At 66.2% G+C, this 17,916-nt stretch carries 16 protein-coding genes; 9 read left to right on the top strand and 7 right to left on the bottom strand.

From position 1 onward, the window contains the following. Positions 1-16: 16 nt before the first annotated feature. Positions 17-1,231, bottom strand: coding sequence for a tRNA epoxyqueuosine(34) reductase QueG (gene queG / locus HGR_RS02630; protein ID WP_081463417.1), 1,215 nt, complete (start codon positions 1,229-1,231; stop codon positions 17-19). Here queG and tsaE point away from each other — a divergent pair. Together tsaE and HGR_RS02620 are read left to right on the top strand one after the other, a co-directional pair. After that, complete coding sequence (gene tsaE / locus HGR_RS02625; RefSeq protein ID WP_138922366.1) at positions 1,214-1,789, top strand: tRNA (adenosine(37)-N6)-threonylcarbamoyltransferase complex ATPase subunit type 1 TsaE; 576 nt, start codon at positions 1,214-1,216, stop codon at positions 1,787-1,789. The genes queG and tsaE overlap by 18 nt on opposite strands. Further along, positions 1,786-3,213 carry an N-acetylmuramoyl-L-alanine amidase gene (locus HGR_RS02620; protein WP_006296521.1) on the top strand — a complete coding sequence of 476 codons (1,428 nt, stop codon included), beginning with the start codon at positions 1,786-1,788 and terminating at the stop codon, positions 3,211-3,213. Before tsaE ends, HGR_RS02620 begins: the two co-directional genes overlap by 4 nt. A gap of 33 nt (positions 3,214-3,246) precedes the next feature. Here the strand turns inward: HGR_RS02620 and HGR_RS02615 are convergent, their stop codons facing one another. The 5 genes from HGR_RS02615 to HGR_RS02595 form a co-directional block, all read right to left on the bottom strand. Next, positions 3,247-3,537 (bottom strand): hypothetical protein, encoded by a 291-nt coding sequence (locus HGR_RS02615; RefSeq protein WP_039852135.1) that lies wholly within the window; start codon positions 3,535-3,537, stop codon positions 3,247-3,249. 162 nt (positions 3,538-3,699) lie between these two features. Continuing rightward, positions 3,700-4,347 (bottom strand): DedA family protein, encoded by a 648-nt coding sequence (locus HGR_RS02610; protein ID WP_006296519.1) that lies wholly within the window; start codon positions 4,345-4,347, stop codon positions 3,700-3,702. A gap of 69 nt (positions 4,348-4,416) precedes the next feature. Continuing rightward, the gene (ttdB, locus tag HGR_RS02605; protein WP_006296518.1) at positions 4,417-5,025 is read right to left on the bottom strand and encodes a L(+)-tartrate dehydratase subunit beta; all 609 of its coding nucleotides are present in this window, start codon (positions 5,023-5,025) and stop codon (positions 4,417-4,419) included. After that, positions 5,022-5,921, bottom strand: coding sequence for a L(+)-tartrate dehydratase subunit alpha (ttdA, locus tag HGR_RS02600; RefSeq protein WP_193365399.1), 900 nt, complete (start codon positions 5,919-5,921; stop codon positions 5,022-5,024). The genes ttdB and ttdA overlap by 4 nt, the downstream gene beginning before the upstream one ends. A 28-nt stretch (positions 5,922-5,949) precedes the next feature. Beyond that, a complete protein-coding gene (locus tag HGR_RS02595) occupies positions 5,950-6,918 on the bottom strand; it encodes a Bug family tripartite tricarboxylate transporter substrate binding protein (RefSeq protein ID WP_006296516.1) in 969 nt (322 codons plus the stop codon). A gap of 132 nt (positions 6,919-7,050) precedes the next feature. Here HGR_RS02595 and HGR_RS02590 point away from each other — a divergent pair, with 132 nt between their 5' ends. Genes HGR_RS02590 through HGR_RS02570 form a run of 5 tightly spaced genes read left to right on the top strand, consistent with a single transcriptional unit; the run spans position 7,051 to position 13,512 of the window. Next, positions 7,051-7,983 (top strand): LysR family transcriptional regulator, encoded by a 933-nt coding sequence (locus HGR_RS02590; RefSeq protein ID WP_006296515.1) that lies wholly within the window; start codon positions 7,051-7,053, stop codon positions 7,981-7,983. Between the two features lie 59 nt (positions 7,984-8,042). Further along, the gene (gene mutL / locus HGR_RS02585) at positions 8,043-10,076 is read left to right on the top strand and encodes a DNA mismatch repair endonuclease MutL (protein ID WP_006296514.1); all 2,034 of its coding nucleotides are present in this window, start codon (positions 8,043-8,045) and stop codon (positions 10,074-10,076) included. 54 nt (positions 10,077-10,130) lie between these two features. Continuing rightward, complete coding sequence (locus HGR_RS02580) at positions 10,131-11,093, top strand: alpha/beta hydrolase (RefSeq protein ID WP_006296512.1); 963 nt, start codon at positions 10,131-10,133, stop codon at positions 11,091-11,093. Positions 11,094-11,149: 56 nt separating this feature from the next. After that, the gene (gene miaA / locus HGR_RS02575) at positions 11,150-12,301 is read left to right on the top strand and encodes a tRNA (adenosine(37)-N6)-dimethylallyltransferase MiaA (RefSeq protein ID WP_006296511.1); all 1,152 of its coding nucleotides are present in this window, start codon (positions 11,150-11,152) and stop codon (positions 12,299-12,301) included. Continuing rightward, complete coding sequence (locus HGR_RS02570; protein WP_006296510.1) at positions 12,298-13,512, top strand: murein transglycosylase domain-containing protein; 1,215 nt, start codon at positions 12,298-12,300, stop codon at positions 13,510-13,512. Before miaA ends, HGR_RS02570 begins: the two co-directional genes overlap by 4 nt. 6 nt (positions 13,513-13,518) lie before the next feature. Here HGR_RS02570 and HGR_RS02565 read toward each other — a convergent pair whose 3' ends face one another. Then, positions 13,519-14,607: an alkene reductase gene (locus tag HGR_RS02565; protein WP_039852087.1), complete on the bottom strand. Its 1,089-nt coding sequence runs from the start codon at positions 14,605-14,607 to the stop codon at positions 13,519-13,521. 303 nt (positions 14,608-14,910) lie between these two features. Between HGR_RS02565 and HGR_RS02560 the strand changes: the two genes are divergently transcribed. After that, positions 14,911-15,876, top strand: a complete 966-nt coding sequence (locus HGR_RS02560; protein WP_006296508.1) for a chemotaxis protein — start codon at positions 14,911-14,913, stop codon at positions 15,874-15,876. A gap of 177 nt (positions 15,877-16,053) precedes the next feature. Next, entirely contained in the window at positions 16,054-17,877 is a 1,824-nt protein-coding gene (locus HGR_RS02555; protein ID WP_039852085.1) for an ABC transporter transmembrane domain-containing protein, read from the top strand. Positions 17,878-17,916 lie beyond the last annotated feature (39 nt).

Raw genomic sequence — 17,916 nt, 5'->3', positions numbered from 1 at the left:
GCCGGATTAAAACACCTCAGGCCCGCGCCTGCCCCCCGGACACGGGCAGCGCCAGAGCCCAGCACGCATGCTCCCGCAACAAGGCTGACACCTCCGCCGTGGGGTCTGCGTAACGCTGCAGCGCCGAACGAACCACAGCCGAATCGGTGGCACCGAGCAAGCCACTGCGCAAGGCATTGCCCAAGGCCACGAGGATGTTGCGCTGCCAGCGCTCGTGACCGATGCGCCGGATGGCGCTGCCCTCGGTGCGGTGCAGGAATTCCGCCTCATCCCAGGCCAGCAAGGTCAGCAGTTCGCCCCCCGCCATGCCCTCGCGGACATCGAAATCCGGCAAGGTGCTGCGCTGCGCGTACTTGTTCCAGGGACAGACCAATTGACAGTCGTCGCAGCCGTAAATGCGCTGCCCCATCAGGGGCCGCAGGTCTTCCGGGATCGCCCCAGGGTGCTCGATGGTGAGGTAGGAAATGCAGCGCCGTGCGTCCAGGCGGCCCGGCCCCAGGATGGCCTGCGTGGGGCAGGCGGCGATGCAGGCACTGCAGCTGCCGCAGTGAGGACTGAGGGGCTCGGTCGGCGGCAAGTCCACGTTGAGGAAAATTTCACCCAGGAAGAACATGGACCCCGCTTCGCGGTTCAGCACCAGGGTGTGCTTGCCACGCCAGCCCAAACCGCTGCGCGCCGCCAACTCGGCCTCCAGCACCGGAGCGGAGTCGGTGAAGACGCGGTACTGGAAAGCCTCCGACGCGTCCTGGTCCGCCCCGCCGGCCACGCCGCGCAGGTCCTCAGCGCTGCCGGACGCGGCCGACTGCTCCCGCAGGTACAGCGCCATGCGCTCGGCCAGCTTCTGCAGGCGGGACCGCAGCACCTTGTGGTAGTCCCGGCCACGCGCATAAATCGAAATGACGCCCTCGCCTGGCGAGGCCGGAGATTGAACGCGGGCCAGCTCGGCGGCCTGCCAGCCCTGCGGGGTATTGCGGGGCAGGTAGTCCATGCGCGCGGTGATCACGCTGACCGTCCCCGGAACGAGTTCGGCGGGCCGCGCGCGCTTCATGCCATGGGCGGCCATGTAGGCCATCTCGCCGTGGAAGCCATGCGACAACCAGTCCTTTAATCCCGGCTCGGCCGAAGATAAATCCACGTTGTGCACGCCAATTTGCGAAAATCCAAGCTCACGAGCCCAAACCCGGACTTGCGAGATGAATTGCCCCTTGTCGATGTGACTGTTGACCTGCACGCACCCATTGTAGAAAACCGCTTCTTGCGTGACGAGGCCGCCACGCAGGCCCTCGCATCCACGCTCGCGACGGCTTACGCGGCCTTGCCGGCCGCATCCCTCGCGGCGCGCGGCGCCATCGTCGAGTTACATGGCAACCTGGGCGCGGGCAAGACCACGTTCGTGCGCCACTTGCTTCGCGCCCTCGGTGTCACGGGTCGCATCAAGAGCCCCACCTACGCCGTGGTGGAACCCCACGAGGCACCCGCCACCGCGACCCAGCCCGCGCTGCCCATCTGGCACTTCGACTTCTACCGCTTCAAGGACCCGAACGAGTGGGAAGACGCGGGCCTGCGAGATCTGTACGCCAGCCCTGGACTGAAATTGGCGGAGTGGCCTGAGCAGGCCGGTGGCCTCTTGCCCCCGCCCGACCTCGAGATCACCTTGGCCCCTCTGCCCGACCCCAGCCAAGATGGGGCCGGTTCAGAAAGCACGGCCCGCCAAGCCACGCTGACCGCGCGCAGCGCCACCGGCGCCACGCTGCTGCGTGGCATGGCCAACATCGAGACCCCCGCATGACGCAGCGACGCGAGCTCCTCCATGCCGGTGCCGTGGTCCTGCTGCTCGGCCGTTCCGAGCTGGCGCACAGCGCCATCACGCGCAATGCCCCATCCATCGTGGCCGTGCGCGTCTGGCCCGCCCAAGACTATTCCCGCGTCACGCTGGAGTCGGATGCGCCCCTGCACGCCAAGCAAACCTTCATCAGCCAGCCGCCGCGCTTGGCGGTGGACATCGACAACCTGACGCTCAACCCCACCCTGCGCGAGCTGGTGGCCAAGGTGCAGGCCGATGACCCGAACATCGCCGGCATCCGTGTCGGCCAATACACGAAGAGCGTGGTGCGACTGGTGATTGACCTGAAACAGGCGATCGAGCCCCAGGTCTTCGCGCTCAAGCCCATCGAGCCCTACCAGCACCGCCTGGTGTTCGACCTGTACCCCAAGGTCAGCACCGACCCGCTGACCGCCCTGATCGCCGAGCAGTTGCGTCAAACCCAGGAAGCCGACCAGAAGCTGCCTCCGGTGGTCAACGGCCCCACCGGCGGCAAGGGCACCGTGGGCACCGGGCATGCGGTGCCCGAGGTCATCGACCCGCTGGCCGAACTGATGGCCAAACAGGGCAAGGTGCCCTCGCCGGACGCGCAGAGCACCAATGCCACGTCACCCGCGCAGCCGGGCAGCATTCCGCCGGAGCTGGTGCGCGAGAGCACCAGCGGCACCAATCGGCTCATCATCATCGCGCTCGATCCGGGTCACGGAGGCGAAGACCCTGGTGCGATTGGTCGGCGCGGCACGCGCGAAAAGGATGTGGTGCTGCGCCTGGCGCGCCAGTTGCGCGACCGCATCAACGCCGCCCAGGTCAATGGCCACACCCTTCGGGCCTTCCTCACGCGCGATGGAGACTTCTTCGTCCCCCTGCACGTGCGCGTCAACAAGGCGCGCCAGGTCAAGGCCGACCTGTTCGTGAGCATCCACGCCGATGCCTTTTACACGCCGCGCCCCCAGGGCGCGAGCGTGTTCGCGCTCAGCCACGGCGGCGCCTCGAGCAGCGCGGCGCGCTGGATGGCCGCCAAGGAGAACAAGGCGGACTTGATCGGCGGGGTCAACATCGAGACGCAGGACGTCCAAGTGCAGCGTGCGTTGCTGGACATGAGCACCAGCGCGCAAATCCGCGACAGCCTGCAGCTGGGCGGCGCGATGCTGCAGGAGATCGGCCGCGTGGGCAAGCTGCACAAGCCGCAGGTGGAGCAGGCCGGCTTCGCGGTGCTGAAGGCGCCGGACATCCCGAGCGTGCTGGTGGAAGCGGCCTTCATCAGCAACCCGACCGAGGAAGCCCGGCTCAACAGCGCGAGCTACCAGGCCCAACTCGCCGATGCGCTGATGAAGGGCATCGAGGGCTATTTCGCGAAGAACCCGCCCCTGGCGAGGACGCGCAGCCTTTGAAGCACCCCGTCGGGGATGCAAAGGCCTCGGGCTTCAGTCGTCGAGGTGGGGGCGAGACTGCCCTTCGGCCGGCTCGCCGGTTTCCGGGTCAATCCAATCGGCGATGCCCAGTTCGCTCTCAGCCTCTTCCAGGCTTTCGCCAGGCTCTGGCGCATCGAGGTCGGCCGCGGCTTCCATGTCGGCCTGGGCTTCCGCGAAAGTCTCGTAGGGACCGTACTCCCGACCTTCCTTGCCCTCTGCGTCGGCCAAGCTCCAGTAGTAACCGCCCGGTCGCTTGATGACCTGCCCCACGAATTGCTCTTCGGCCTCCGGCACGGCTTTCATGCAAGACGTGACGGGGACCGTGTTGTCTTCGAGGGGGAGCGATTTCTTGCTCGGCATGGACGGATATTCACGCAGCACAGCCTGATCCGCAAGCTGGACATTCATCCACTGCCGTAACGTTCGTATCAAATCATGGAATGACCTGAGCGCGTGCAAGAGACCTCATGTCGCCACGGCACGCTGGCGCGCGCGCCAGGCCCCGATGAGCACGATCACCCCTGGCAGCAGGATCATCCCCCAGATGATGAATTCCAGGTTCTGCTTCACCCAGGGCAAGCTGCCCAGGAAATACCCGGCCGTGCAAATACCCAACACCCAGATCACCGCGCCCAGGATGTTGTAGAGGGTGAACTTGATGCGGCTCATCTCCGCCACGCCGGCGACAAAGGGCACAAAGGTGCGCAGAAAAGGCATGAAACGCGCCACCACGATGGTGATGCCGCCGTACTTCTCGTAGAAAGCATGCGCGCGTTCGAACGCTTGCCGGTTGAAGAAGCGCGAGTTCTCCCATTGGAAAACCCGCGGCCCCACCCAGCGACCGATCGTGTAATTGCACTGGTCCCCCAGAATCGCCGCGGCCAGCAGCACGGCGACGGCGACCGGGTAGCTCATCAGGCCGGCGCCCGCCAGGGCCCCCACCACGAACAGCAGGGAGTCCCCCGGCAAAAAGGGCATGACGACCACGCCCGTCTCGACAAACACGATCAAGAACAGCAGGGCGTAGACCCAGACACCGTAGGCTTGAACAAAGGCTTGGAGATGCTGGTCGACATGCAGGATGAAGTCGATCAGAAAAGAGAGGAATTCCATGCCTGGGATTATCCCCGGCGATGCAACGGCATCCCGATGTGGCGTGGGGATTTAACCCACGCCTGGAGCTCACTTGATGAAGCGCACCTGCGCATTGATGCGCTCTAGGATCGGTTTCTTCTTCTCGTTGAACACCTTCTTGTTTTCCTCGATCAGATTGCGTCCCTGGGTGTCGATCGAAATGATCAGGGGACCGAACTCCCGCACGCGGTTGACCCACAGTGTCTCGGGCATGCCCAGGTCTTTCCACTCGGCCGCCTCGATCTTCTCCACCTTGGTCGCCGCGAGCACCGCGCAGCCGCCGGGAAAAATCGCGTGCACGGCCTTGTTCTCGGCGCAGCCTTCCTGGGTCTCCGGCCCCATGCCGCCCTTGCCGACAATCAGCTTCACGCCGGTCTGCCGGATGAACTCCTTCTCGAATTTCTCCATGCGCATGCTGGTCGTCGGGCCGATGGACACCATTTCATACTCGCCATTGCCCTTGTCGCGCACGATGGGACCCGCATGGAAGATGGCACCGCCCTTGAGATCGACGGGGAGTTCGCGGCCCAGTTCGATGAGGCGGCGGTGCGCCACGTCGCGGCAGGTCACCAGAGTGCCTGTCAGGTAAACGACGTCGCCAATAGTGAGCGACTCCAGGTCCTCGTCCTTGATGGGCGTGGTCAGGATTTTCTTCACAGCTTGAATCCTTGGTGCGAGATGACTTCGTAAGAGATGTCGGACTTGATCTTGATCTTGCCGCGGCGATGGGCCCAGCAGCCCGTGGACACCGCGACGCCGATGGTGGACGGATGGCGCGCCGACGATTCGATGTTCACGCCCATCACGCTAGCGTTGCCGGTCAGGCCCTGGGGACCCAGACCCAGTTCGTTGAGGCCCTCGGCCAGCAGTTCTTCCATCAGGGCCGCGTTGTCATTGGCATTGCGCGAAGTCACGGGGCGCAGGATGGCCTTTTTCGACAGGCGCGCGGCAGTCTCGGCCGAGGTCGACACCCCCACACCCACCAGCAGCGGAGGGCAGGCGTTGACGCCGCGCGAGGTGATGACGTCGAACACAAACTCCGCCACGCCCTCGTAACCCTGCCCCGGCATCAGCACCTTGGCCGCGCCCGGCAGGGTGCAGCCGCCACCGGCCATGTAGACGTCGATGGTGACCGTGTCGTCGTCGGGCACGATGTCCCAGTCCAGCCAGGGAATCTTGGAGCCCGTGTTGGTGCCCGTGTTCTTTTCCTCGAAGGTCTCGACCGCGTTGTGGCGCAGCGGGCCATCGCGGGTGGCACCCAAGGTAGCGTTGCGCAGGATGTCCTCCAACTCACCCAGCAGCGGAAAGCGCGCGCCGGCGGTGAGGAAGTACTGGATCACGCCCGTGTCCTGGCAACTCGGACGGTCCAGCTTGTCAGCGGCTTCCTGATTCGCCCGCATGGACTCATAGACCTCCTTCGCCAGGAAATTCACTTCCTGCGCGCGCAGCTCACCCAGCTTGTGCGTCACGTCCACCGGCAGGCGCTTGCCGATGTAGGCCGTGAATCTGGCCATGAGATGGGTCAGGTCAGCGACCGCTGCTTCTTTGTTCACGAGAGACTCCTGCATTGGGCAAAAAAATTCAATCCAGCGTGATGTTCGCGGCCTTGATCAGGCTGGCGAACTTCGCGGTTTCTTCCTTGATCTGACGCGCCATCTCCTCGGGCTTGTCGCCCACCGGCTCGGCGCCGATGTCGAACATCTGCTTCTTGAAATCGGGCGACTGAATGATCTTGACCAGCTCGCCGTTGAGTCGCGTCACCACACGCGCGGGAGTACCCGCCGGGGCCAGCAGGCCGAACCAGGTGCCGATGGCGATGCCGGGCACCCCGGCCTCCTGCAAGGTGGGCACGTCGGGCAAGGCCGAGGAACGCTTGGCCGTGGTCACGGCCAGTGGACGCAGGCGGCCTTCCTTGATGAAGGGCAGGACCGGCGTGACCGTGTCGAAGGACATGTCGACTTGACCGCTGATCAGATCGGTGGTCAGAGGCGCGCTGCCCTTGTAGGGCACATGCAGGATTTGCGCGCCCGTGATCTGCTGGAACTGGGTGCCGATCATGTGTTGCGCGGTGCCATTGCCATTGGAGCCGTAAGAAAGCTTGTTCGCGGCACTCTTGGCGATGGTCACCAAATCCTGCACGTTGGCGGCGGGGTTCTGCGCATTCACCACCAGGACATTGGGGACGATCGCCACGGTGGTGATGGGGGCGAAATCCTTCTGGAAGTCATAGGGCAACTTCCTGAACACGCTTTGAGCGATCGTGTGATGGACCGCGCCCATGAGCAGGGTGTAGCCATCGGCGGGGGCCTTGGCCACCAAGGACGCGCCCAGCGTGGCGCCAGCACCCGGCTTGTTGTCCACGATCACCGGTTGTCCGAGCACGGGGGACAACTTGTTCGCCACGGCACGGGCCAGCACATCCGTGGTCCCGCCCGGGGGAAAGGGGACGACGATGGTCACGGTCTTGGCGGGCCAGCCTTGTGCAGCGACCAGGAAGGACGCGGCAGCCAGTTGAACGGCGACCAGTCCTCTGAAAAAACACTTCAACATGGGTATCTCCTCGGGTTTTTTATGAAGCCAGCCGTTCACAGGCTTTGGGCTGGCTCGAACTCTAGAACCGCTGGAAATAAAAATTAACCGCGAAAGTAAAATATTTGATAACTAATATTCAACAATCCATCGATGCCCCAAAGTGTTCATCCCGCTGATCTGAGCTTCTTTTCCACGCTCGTGCTGGCGGGCAGCCTGAGCGGCGCAGCCCGCGAACTGGGCGTCACCACACCCGCCGTGAGCAAGCATCTGGCTCAGATGGAGGCACGCCTGGGCCTCACCCTGATCAATCGGACCACCCGACGGATGAGCCTCACCCCCGAGGGCGAGGTGTATCTGGAGCATGCGCGCCGCATCTTGGGCGACATCGACGATCTGGAGCACCAGCTCAGGGGCGCGAAGAGCGAACCGCAGGGGCTGCTGCGCGTGAACGCGACGCTGGGCTTCGGCCGCATCCGCATCGCTCCCCTGATCTCCGCATTCGTGGAACGCAATCCCAAAGTGGACATCCAGCTGCAGCTCTCCGTGAACCCACCCCCGATCACGGACGACGCCTGCGACGTCTGCTTCCGCTTCGGACACCCGCCCGACTCCCGCGTCATCGCTCGACTGATCGCGCCGAACCGACGCATCGTCGTCGCCTCACCCGCGTATCTGCGCAAACACGGCGAGCCGCGCGCACCAGAAGACCTGGTTCGGCACAACTGCATCGGCATTCGCCAAGGTGACGAAGCCTATGGCGTCTGGCGTTTCAGCAGCCCCAAGGCAAGCAAGACCCCCAGCGGTGGTGGCAAGCAGGTAAAGATCCGGGGCAACCTCACCACCAACGACGGCGAGATCGCCGTCAACTGGGCGCTGGATGGCCGGGGCATCCTGCTGCGCGCCGAATGGGATGTGGCCCGCTACCTGCGCAGCGGGCGCCTGGTTCAATTGCTGCGGCCTTGGACCACCCCGGACGCCGACATCTACGCGGTCTACGCGCAGCGGCACAAATCCTCCGTGCGCATCCAGGCCTTGATCGACTTCGTGGCCGCCGCCTTCGAACGCGAGCAGCGCAAGCACTGAGTGCACTTGCCCAGTCACCTGCACCTTCTGCCCGCGCCCATCGCCCTACAATTCCGCTGGTGAACGCCCCCCTTTCCGCCCCACCCCGACGCCCCATCCGCGAACTGCCCGATGAGCTCATCAGCCAGATCGCCGCGGGCGAGGTCGTGGAGCGACCGGCCTCGGTGGTGCGCGAGCTGGTGGACAACGCGCTGGACGCGGGCGCGAACCAGATCACCGTGCGCCTGCTGGCCGGGGGTGTGCGCCTGATCACGGTCGAGGACGACGGCGGAGGCATCCCGCCCGGTGAACTGGCGATTGCTCTGAAGCGCCACGCCACCAGCAAGATCGCCAGCCTGCAAGAACTGGAATCGGTCGCCACCATGGGGTTTCGGGGCGAGGCCTTGGCGGCCATCAATTCGGTCGCCGAACTCACCCTGCTCTCGCGCTCGGCGGATCAAGCCACTGCATTCATGCTCGATGGCCGCACGGGCGAGATCCAGCCGGCGGCGCGCGGGCCCGGCACCACGGTCGAGGTGAAGGAACTGTTTTTCAGCACGCCCGCACGCCGCAAATTCCTCAAGACGGACGCCACTGAGCTGGCCCACTGCATCGACGCCGTGCGGCGCCACGCGCTGGCACGGCCCGAAGTCGGCTTCGCGATCTGGCACGAGGGCAAGCTGGTCGAGCAATGGCGCGCCTGCGGGAAGGATGGAACGGTGACGTCAGATGACGCTGACGAGGCCGCAGGCAGCCGGGCCTTCGACCAACGGCTGGCCGACGTCCTGGGCGCGGACTTCATCACCGCCTCCGTCGCCGTGGACTACCGGGGCCGCGACGCCAGCGGCAGGGCGATCCGCGTGCGCGGTCGGGCCGGCGTGCCCGACACCGCGCGCAGCCGCGCCGACCAGCAGTTCAGCTACGTCAACGGCCGTTATGTGCGCGACAAGGTGTTGACCCACGCGGCCCGCAGTGCCTACGAAGACGTGCTGCACGGCCAGCGACAGCCGGTCTACGCCCTGCACATCGAGATCGACCCAACCCGGGTGGACGTGAACGTGCACCCCACCAAGATCGAGGTGCGCTTTCGCGACAGCCGCGAGGTGCACCAGGCGGTGCGCCATGCGCTGGAGGATGCACTCGCCGCGCCGCGCGCGCAGGCCGCCGTGAGTGGGGACATTGCTCCCGCCTACGCGCAACTGAGCGCGACGCTGTCGCCCCCCGCACCGGCCTGGACACAACCCGCCATGCGCTTCGACGCCTCCGACACCGAGGCACGCGAAGCCGCGCCCCGGAGTTACGGGGCTCCTTGGAGCGGTGCGCGTGCGGACGCCCCCCGTGGCCACCCGATTCAGGACCTGGCCGCGCTCTGGCAACCGTCCACGGTTCGCACCACGCCAATCGGCGACGCACAGGCGATGACGAACGACGTGTACAGCACGGGCGGTACGATCGGCGCGGACGCCCAGGCATCCGCGGTGATGCGAGACAGCTCCACGCAAGAAGGCTCGGACGGATCGGACTGGCCCCTGGGCAAGGCCCTGGCGCAGTTGCAGGGCGTCTACATCTTGGCCGAGAACGCGCAGGGCTTGGTCATCGTCGACATGCACGCCGCGCACGAGCGCATCGTCTACGAACGGCTGAAGCAGCAGCTGGACTTGCACACCCTGACCAGCCAGCCCCTGCTGATCCCGGCGCCTTTCGCCGCCACGCCCCAGGAAGTGGCCACGGCCGAGGCCCACGCGGACACGCTGAACAGCCTGGGCATGGAAGTCAGTGCCCTGTCGCCCAAGACCTTGGCGGTGCGGGCCGTGCCCAGCACCCTGGCCCAGGGCGACCCGGTCGAGTTGGCTCGCGGCGTGCTGGCCGAGCTGGCCGAGTTGCCCCACGGCGAAGGCGCGCGGGTGATCGAGCGCGCCCGCAACGAGATCCTGGGCACCATGGCCTGCCACGGTGCGGTGCGCGCCCACCGCCAGCTCACCCTGGCGGAAATGAACGCGCTGCTGCGCGACATGGAGCGCACCGAGCGCTCGGACCAGTGCAACCATGGTCGCCCGACTTGGCGCCAGGTCACGCTCAAGGACCTGGACGCGCTCTTCCTGCGCGGACGCTGAGCGGATGCCCCCACGGCAGCAGGCTCCTCATCCGGCAATGCATCATCGGCCTCCATGAAAAACCGGCGACTCTGGCTCATTCCCCTGCTGCCCCTGCTCCTGCTGTTGACGTTTCTCGGGCTGCTCGCGGGCTGCGGCACGCTCGACGAAAAGCAACGCGGCTGGATCTTCCAGCCTTCCGACCGCAGTTGGTGGGGTGGCGAAAGCGCCGCGGAAGGGATGAGCGAGGTCTGGATCGACTTCATGGCGCGGGAGCATGACGATGACGCCGGGACGCCTCGACCCGCCCGCCTGCACGGACTCTGGCTGGCCCACCCCGATCTGTCGCGACGCCATCTCAAGCCCGACGAAGCCCCCGTGTTGCTCTACTTGCATGGCGCGCGCTACAACGTGGTGGGCTCGGCCCTGCGCGCGCGTCACATGCAAGAACTGGGGTTCTCGGTGCTGGCGATCGACTACCGGGGTTTTGGCAAAAGCACGGCCGCCCTGCCGTCCGAGGCGAGCGCCTACGAGGACGCGCGTGCCGCCTGGGACTGGCTGGCGCGCCAGTACCCGGATCGGCCGCGCTACATCTTCGGCCACTCACTCGGGGGCGCCATCGCCATCCACCTGGCGGCCGAGGTGCCCGACGAGCGAGGCACCCTCGTCGAGGGCACCTTCACCTCCATCCCCGACGTGGTGAGCAGCTACAAATGGGGCTGGCTGCTGTTCTGGCCCTTGGACCGCGCGCTGATCACCCAGAAGATGGAAGCCATCCAGCGTGTCGGCCACATCGGCTCGCCCCTGCTGGTGGTGCATGGCAGCGAGGACAGCACAATCCCGCCCGCGCTCGGACGTCAGTTGTTCGACGCCGCGACCGGCCCGAAGCGCTTCGTGCTGGTCGAAGGCGGCACCCACCACAACACCAACACCATCGGTCGGCCGTATTACCGCGAGGCGCTGGCGGAGCTGTTCGGTCTGGGCGCCGCCGTGAGCAACTCCGGCACGCTCCATTCGCCGCGTCAAGCCAGCCGCTGAATCCAAGCACCGCTTCGGACTCCGGGCGAACCCGCTGATCTGCTAGCCTTGCGGCGATGTCCGCCCGCAGCCCTTACTCGCCACCGCTCCGCAGCACCGACTTGGGCAGCCCGCTGCCGGCCACGCTGGCCATCGCCGGCCCGACCGCCAGCGGCAAGACAGCGGCCGCGCTGGCCATCGCACAGGCCCTGGCAGACACCTGCCCCGTGGAAATCGTCAGCGTGGATTCGGCGTTGGTGTATCGCGGCATGGACATCGGCACGGCCAAACCTGACGCGGCGGAGCAGGCGCTGGCGCCGCACCACCTGATCGACATCCTCGACCCCTCGCAGGCCTACAGCGCTGCGGAGTTCGTCCGCGACGCGACACGGCTGATCCATGACATCCACGCGCGCGGCCATCTGCCCCTGCTGGTCGGCGGCACCATGCTGTATTTCAAGGCCCTGCTGCAAGGCCTGGACGACCTGCCCCCGGCCGATGCCACGGTGCGCGCCGCTCTGGAGGCCGAAGCCCGGACGCGGGGTTGGAACGCCTTGCACGCGGAGCTGAGTCGCGTGGACCCGGTGACCGCGGCGCGCCTGCCACCGGGTGACACGCAGCGCATTCAGCGCGCGCTGGAGGTGCAGCGTCTGACGGGGCGCCCCTTGTCGAGTTTCCACACGCGCACGGAGAGCCCCGCACCACCTGACACGTCGTCCCCCGCGACGGCCATCACCTTGATCGCGCTGGAACCGCGAGACCGGGCCTGGCTGCACGAACGCATCGCGCAACGCTTCGACACCATGCTGCAAGCCGGTTTGCTCGACGAGGTGCGGGCCTTGCGCGCGCGCGGGGACCTGCACCCCGACCTGCCTTCCATGCGCTGCGTGGGCTACCGTCAGGCTTGGGAATTCCTGGACGCCCAGCTAAGCCATGAGGCGAGGGCCGCGCGAGACACCGACGGCGCGCACGGGCAGGCCCAGGTCAGGCCGCGCAAGCCTGCCTCCGCGACGCCGCTGGACGAGCTGCGCGAACGCGGCATCACCGCCACGCGCCAACTGGCCAAGCGCCAGATCACTTGGCTGCGCGGCCTGGCCCAAGATGGCCTCGTGCGCCATGCGGTGGCCTGCGATGCACCGGATGCGCAAGCCCGCGTGCTGGAGTTGGCGACACAGTTCGTCGCGACGCGCGGCCCATCCCACCCCTCGATGGAAGGAAGAACGGCATGAACAGGCACCGTCGCCTGCTGCTGGGCGCGGCCGGCTCCGCGGGCGTGACCTTGGCCCTCTCGGGGTGCAGCACCCAGCAGGCACTCAACATCGCCATGGCCAAGGACCCCAAGGCGGCGCTTCAGACCCTGGCGGAAAACCGGGTCGAGGCCTACAAGACGAACCCCGAACTGCTGGTGGCCGACATCAAGCGCGCGCAAGCCGAGTACAACAAGCTCATGGAGGCCTTGCGCAAGAACAGCGGCAAGCAATGGGGTGAGCGCGAATCGAACACGCTGCCCAGTCGCACGCGCTACGTCAAGTACACGGACGACTACAAAAGCCGCGTGGTGGTCGACTACGACGCAGGCACCCTCCTGATCGAGCATCTGGACGATCCCCAGGTGCGCGACAAACTCCGGCGCGCCAGCGTCGTGGCCCTGCTCACGCCCAGTGATCCGGGCGCGGTGGACCTGTTCTCCGACAAGGAAGTGGTGTTGAGTGGCACGCCTTATCTGCAGGGCTTGGTGGTCAACCAGAACAACGCGGTCATCGACACGCGCCGCGAAGCCGAAGCCTATGCCGATTGGCTGAGCACCCGCAGCGTCCAACAGCGCCAGATTGATGTCAATGGCAAGCCCAAGACCGTCCACTACGTGCAGATGAAGATGGTCAACGCGAGCATCGACCAGCGCGCGCTGCGCTACGCCAGCGTCGTGCGCAAGCATTCGGAGAAGAACGAAGTCAACCGCAGCCTGATCTACGCCATCATCCGCATCGAGAGCGCGTTCAACCCCTACGCCGTCTCCAGCGCGCCCGCTTACGGGATGATGCAGCTCGTGCCCTCCAGCGGCGGTCGAGACGCCTACCGCAAGGCACGCGGGGAGGACTTGGCGCCCAGCAAGGAGTTTCTCTTCGTGCCCGAGAACAACATCGAGCTGGGCACCACCTACCTCGGCCTGCTGCTCCATGACAGCCCCTTGAACGACATCCGGGACCCGCTCGCGCGTGAATACTGCGCGATCGCCGCCTACAACACGGGCACCGGCAATGTGTACCGTGCCTTCAGCGAGAAGGCTGGCAAGGCCCGGCAGGACGAGGCCATCGACCGCATCAATGCCATGCGCGCGGACGCGGTCTACAACGCCCTGCGTCTGAAACTGCCTTACGAGGAGACGCGCGGCTACATCGTGAAGGCCGTGCAGGCCAAGAAGGCTTACACGGCCATGTGAGCGCCTTCAGACGGCCCGGCTCACACCGTCCCAGCGCGGGTAGTCGGTGTAGCCCGCCGGGCCCTCGGTGTAGAAGGTGGCGGGATGGGGTGCGTTGAGGGGAGCACCAGCCCGCAGGCGCTCGGGCAGGTCGGGGTTGGCCAAGTAGGCGGTGCCGAAGGCCACGGCGTCGAGCTTGCCCTCGGCGATGGCCTGGGCGGCTTCCGCTCCGCTGTAACCCATGTTGCCGATCAGCACGCCCTTGTAGGCAGCACGCGCCGGGGTCATCAGGTCGCCCTTTTGCAGGCCCTTGAAATCACCCCGCATCAGGTGCAGGTAGGCCAGGCCGAAGCGGTTCAACTCTCCGGCCAGCCAGGTTGTGAGGCCCACGGGGTCGCTGTCCTTCATGCTGTTGAAGCTGTTGAGGGGCGACAGGCGCAGGCCCACGCGGTCGGCTCCCCACACGCCGATGGTGGCCTCGAGCACTTCGAACAGGAGACGGGCGCGGTTCTCGCGCGAGCCGCCGTAGGGGCCCGTGCGCTGGTTGGAACCATCGCGCAGGAACTCATCCAACAGGTAGCCGTTGGCGCCATGCACTTCCACGCCGTCAAAGCCCGCCGTCTTGGCGTTCCGGGCAGCCTGGCGGAATCCCTCCACGATGCCAGGCAGTTCATCATCACGCAGCGCGCGCGGGGTGGCGTAGGCCACCTTGCCCTTGGGGGTGTGCACCATGTCGCTGGTGATGGGAATCGCGCTGGGCGCCACGGGCTGAGCACCGCCATTCAGATCGGGGTGGCAGGCGCGGCCACCATGCCAGATTTGCAGGAAGATGCGCCCGCCCGCCTTGTGGACGGCGTCAGTCACCAGCCGCCAGCCTTCGACCTGGGCCTGGGAATGCACGCCCGGCTCCTTCCAGAAGGCCGAGTTGCCGTCCAGGGCCATGGTGGCCTCGGCGATCAGCAGGCCGCCGCTGGCACGCTGAGCGTAGTGCTCGGCCATCAGGGCGTTGGGCAGATGGGCCTCGCCGGCCCGGGCGCGGGTCAGGGGCGCCATGAAGACACGGTTGGGCACGGTCAAGGCGCCCACTTGCAAGGGAGAAAAAAGAGCAGCGGTCATGGTGTATGGATGGTCAAAACGGGTTGAAGAGCGGGACAAGAATCCAACAGCGTCGATGGTGCATCAAGCACACGAACCGCGCAGCCCTGTGCACCGATGCCCCGATCGGGTGTTTGGCCGTTCACGCCGTGGCTTGCGCGGATTCGGACAGTGGTTTAGGCGCAAGCAGTGACGCCTTCGCACCGTTTCTGATGCAGATGTGTCAATTTATCCGCTCTGAACTTGCTTAAACTCTTGCCGTTGTATTAGGCTGGTGCCTCGTCGAGGCTCCTAGGCCAAGAACAAACCGCAAAGGACACTCCCATGAGCTCCCCCGCAGCATCTGCTGGCTCCTTGAACCCAAGCCAACACCAGGGCCAGTCGAGCAACAACCGTTTCGAACTGCTGCTCTTTCGCCTCGGAGAAGCCGCGGACAGCGATCGACGCGAGCTGTTTGGCATCAACATCTTCAAGGTGCGCGAGATCATGACCATGCCCGCGCTGACCAAGATGGTGAGCGCGCCGCCCCATGTGCTGGGTGTGGCGAACATCCGCGGGCAGATCATCTCGGTGATTGACCTGCCCGCGCTCACGGGCTGCAAACCGCAGAAGGAAGACCGCATCCTGCTGGTGACCGAGTTCGCGCGCACCACCCAGGGCTTCGCGGTGGAGGAGGTGACCGAAATCGTGCAGGTGGACTGGAAGCATGTGCTGACCGCGGCCGGGCGCGGCGGTCAGTTCGTCACCAGCATCGCAAGGGTCGATGGCGATGCCGAAAACTCCCGCCTGGCCCAGGTCATCGACGTGGAGCGCATCCTGCACGACGTCCAGCCTGAGCACGCCAAGTTTGACCAGCCCACGGGCGGCCGCATCGCCTTGCCGCCGGGCGTGGTGATGCTGGCCGCCGACGACTCCGTCATGGCCTGCGAGCTGATCCAAAAGGGCATGGAGGCGCTGGGCGTTCCCTGCGTCATGACCCACAACGGCAAGGAAGCCTGGGAACAGCTGCAAGTCTTGGCCGCCCAGGCGGCTCGGGAAGGCAAACGCGCCAAGGACAAAGTCGCCCTGCTGCTGACCGACCTGGAAATGCCTGAACTGGACGGTTTCAATCTGACGCGTCTGGTGAAATCGAACCCGCAGTTCAGTGACATCCCCGTCGTGATCCACTCCTCGCTCACGGGCAGCGCGAGCGAGATTCAGGCCAAGAGCGCGGGGGCGGACGCCTACATCACCAAGTTCGACATCGACGAACTCGCGGACAAGCTGCGCGAGGTGTTGGCCAAGCGCTGAGCACGCCGTTCCCGACCGCGCGTGGGGGTCTATCGGCGGATGGTGCCCCTGCCGGGGGCAACACAAGCGGCACGGTGGCCGCGAAGCACCTGCCAAGCCCGCGCGTAACCGTGCGCGGCCACGGACACAACGTCTACCCGCAACACATTTCACGCCAGGCGGCTATGCTCTGCCGCCATGCCCGACACCGCAACGCCCCCGCCCTCCGCCACCCCCTCCTCTTCTGAGCCGCCGCGCGCTCGCCCTCAGTCCTTGAGTGGGCTCGGGCCATTTCTGCGGCCCTACCGGGGTCGCATCGTGTTGGCCCTGGTCTTCCTCGCCTTGGCCGCGGCCGCCACGCTGGCTTTTCCCCTCGCCCTGCGTGCGCTGATTGACCAAGGCCTGAGCTCCCCCGCCTCGGCGCAAGGCCGCGGCGAACAATTGCTGGCCTTGCGCGAGCATTTCGCCCTGCTGTTTGGCGTGGCAGCGGCCCTGGGCCTGTTCTCCGCCGTGCGTTTCTACCTGATGAGCTGGTTGGGTGAGCGCGTCACCGCCGACCTGCGCAACGGCATTTATGCCCACGTGCTGCGGCAAAGTCCCGAGTTCTTCGAAACCACGCAGACCGGTGAGGTGCTCTCGCGCCTGACCGCTGACACGACCCTGGTGCAAACCGTGGTGGGCTCGTCTTTCTCGATGGGCCTGCGCAGCGCCGTGACCGGCCTGGGTGCGCTGGCCATGCTGATCTGGACCAATCCGTGGATCATGACCCAGGTGCTGGGCGTGCTGGTGCTGGTGGTGCTGCCCAGCGTCTGGTTTGGCCGCCGCGTGCGGCGACTGTCACGCGCCAGCCAGGACCGCGTGGCCGATTCCAGCGCCATCGCGGGCGAGGTGCTGAATGCGATCCCCGTGGTTCAAGGCTACACCGCCGAGGCGCGTGAAACCCGCCGCTTCGCAGACGCCACCGAAAACGCCTTCATGACCGCCCGCCGGCGGGTCCGGGCGCGCGCCACGCTCATGGGCTTCATCATCATCGCCACCTCGGCCGCTCTGCTCTGGGGTCTGTACCAGGGCACCCAGGCCGTGCTGGCCGGGCAGATCAGCGCCGGGCACCTGGGCCAGACCGTGGTCTTCGTGATCATGCTGGCCAGTTCCTTCGCCGTGCTGGGCGAGGTGTATGGTGAGCTGCTGCGCGCGGCGGGTGCGACCGAGCGACTCATGGAACTGCTGAACCTGCGCTCCCCCATCCGCTCACCCGCGCAAGCCCAGCCCTTGCCCCCGACCGATGGCCCCAGTCACGTGCGTTTCGAAGCCGTGACCTTTCATTACCCCTCACGCCCCATGCAAGCGGCCTTGCGAGACTTCACGCTGGAAGTCCGCCCTGGCGAGACCGTGGCCCTGGTCGGCCCCAGCGGCGCGGGCAAGAGCACGGTGCTGCAACTGCTGCTGCGTTTCTACGACCCGCAGGCCGGCCGTGTCATGCTGGACGGCACACCCCTCACGAGCGCAAACCTGCGAGCATTGCGCGACCGCATGGCGCTGGTGCCGCAGGAGCCGGTGATCTTCTCGACCAGCGCGCTCGAAAACATCCGCTACGGCCGCCCCGATGCGAGCGATGCGGACGTGCATGCCGCCGCGCACGCGGCGCACGCGGACGACTTCATCCGCGCCCTACCCGAGGGTTATGACACCTTCCTGGGTGAGCGCGGTGTGCGCCTGTCGGGAGGGCAGCGCCAGCGCATCGCCATCGCTCGCGCCATGCTCAAGAACGCGCCCTTGCTGCTGCTGGATGAAGCGACCAGCGCATTGGACGCCGAGAGCGAGCGCATGGTGCAAGCCGCGCTGGAATCCGCCATGCGCGACCGCACCACCCTGGTCATCGCCCACCGTCTCGCCACCGTGCAAAAAGCCGATCGCATCGTGGTGATCGACCAAGGCCGCATCGTCGAGCAAGGCACGCACGCGGAACTGACGGCAGCGGGCGGGCTGTATGCGCGGTTGGCGGCGTTGCAATTCAAATCCTAGAACCTCGCCAGCCTTGGAAGCTTCACCTCCATGCGACAC

It is taken from the genome of Hylemonella gracilis ATCC 19624, from assembly GCF_000211835.1.
In the GTDB taxonomy this organism is placed as follows: Bacteria; Pseudomonadota; Gammaproteobacteria; order Burkholderiales; family Burkholderiaceae_C; genus Hylemonella; species Hylemonella gracilis.
This window is presented reverse-complemented; position numbering and strand designations above follow the sequence as displayed.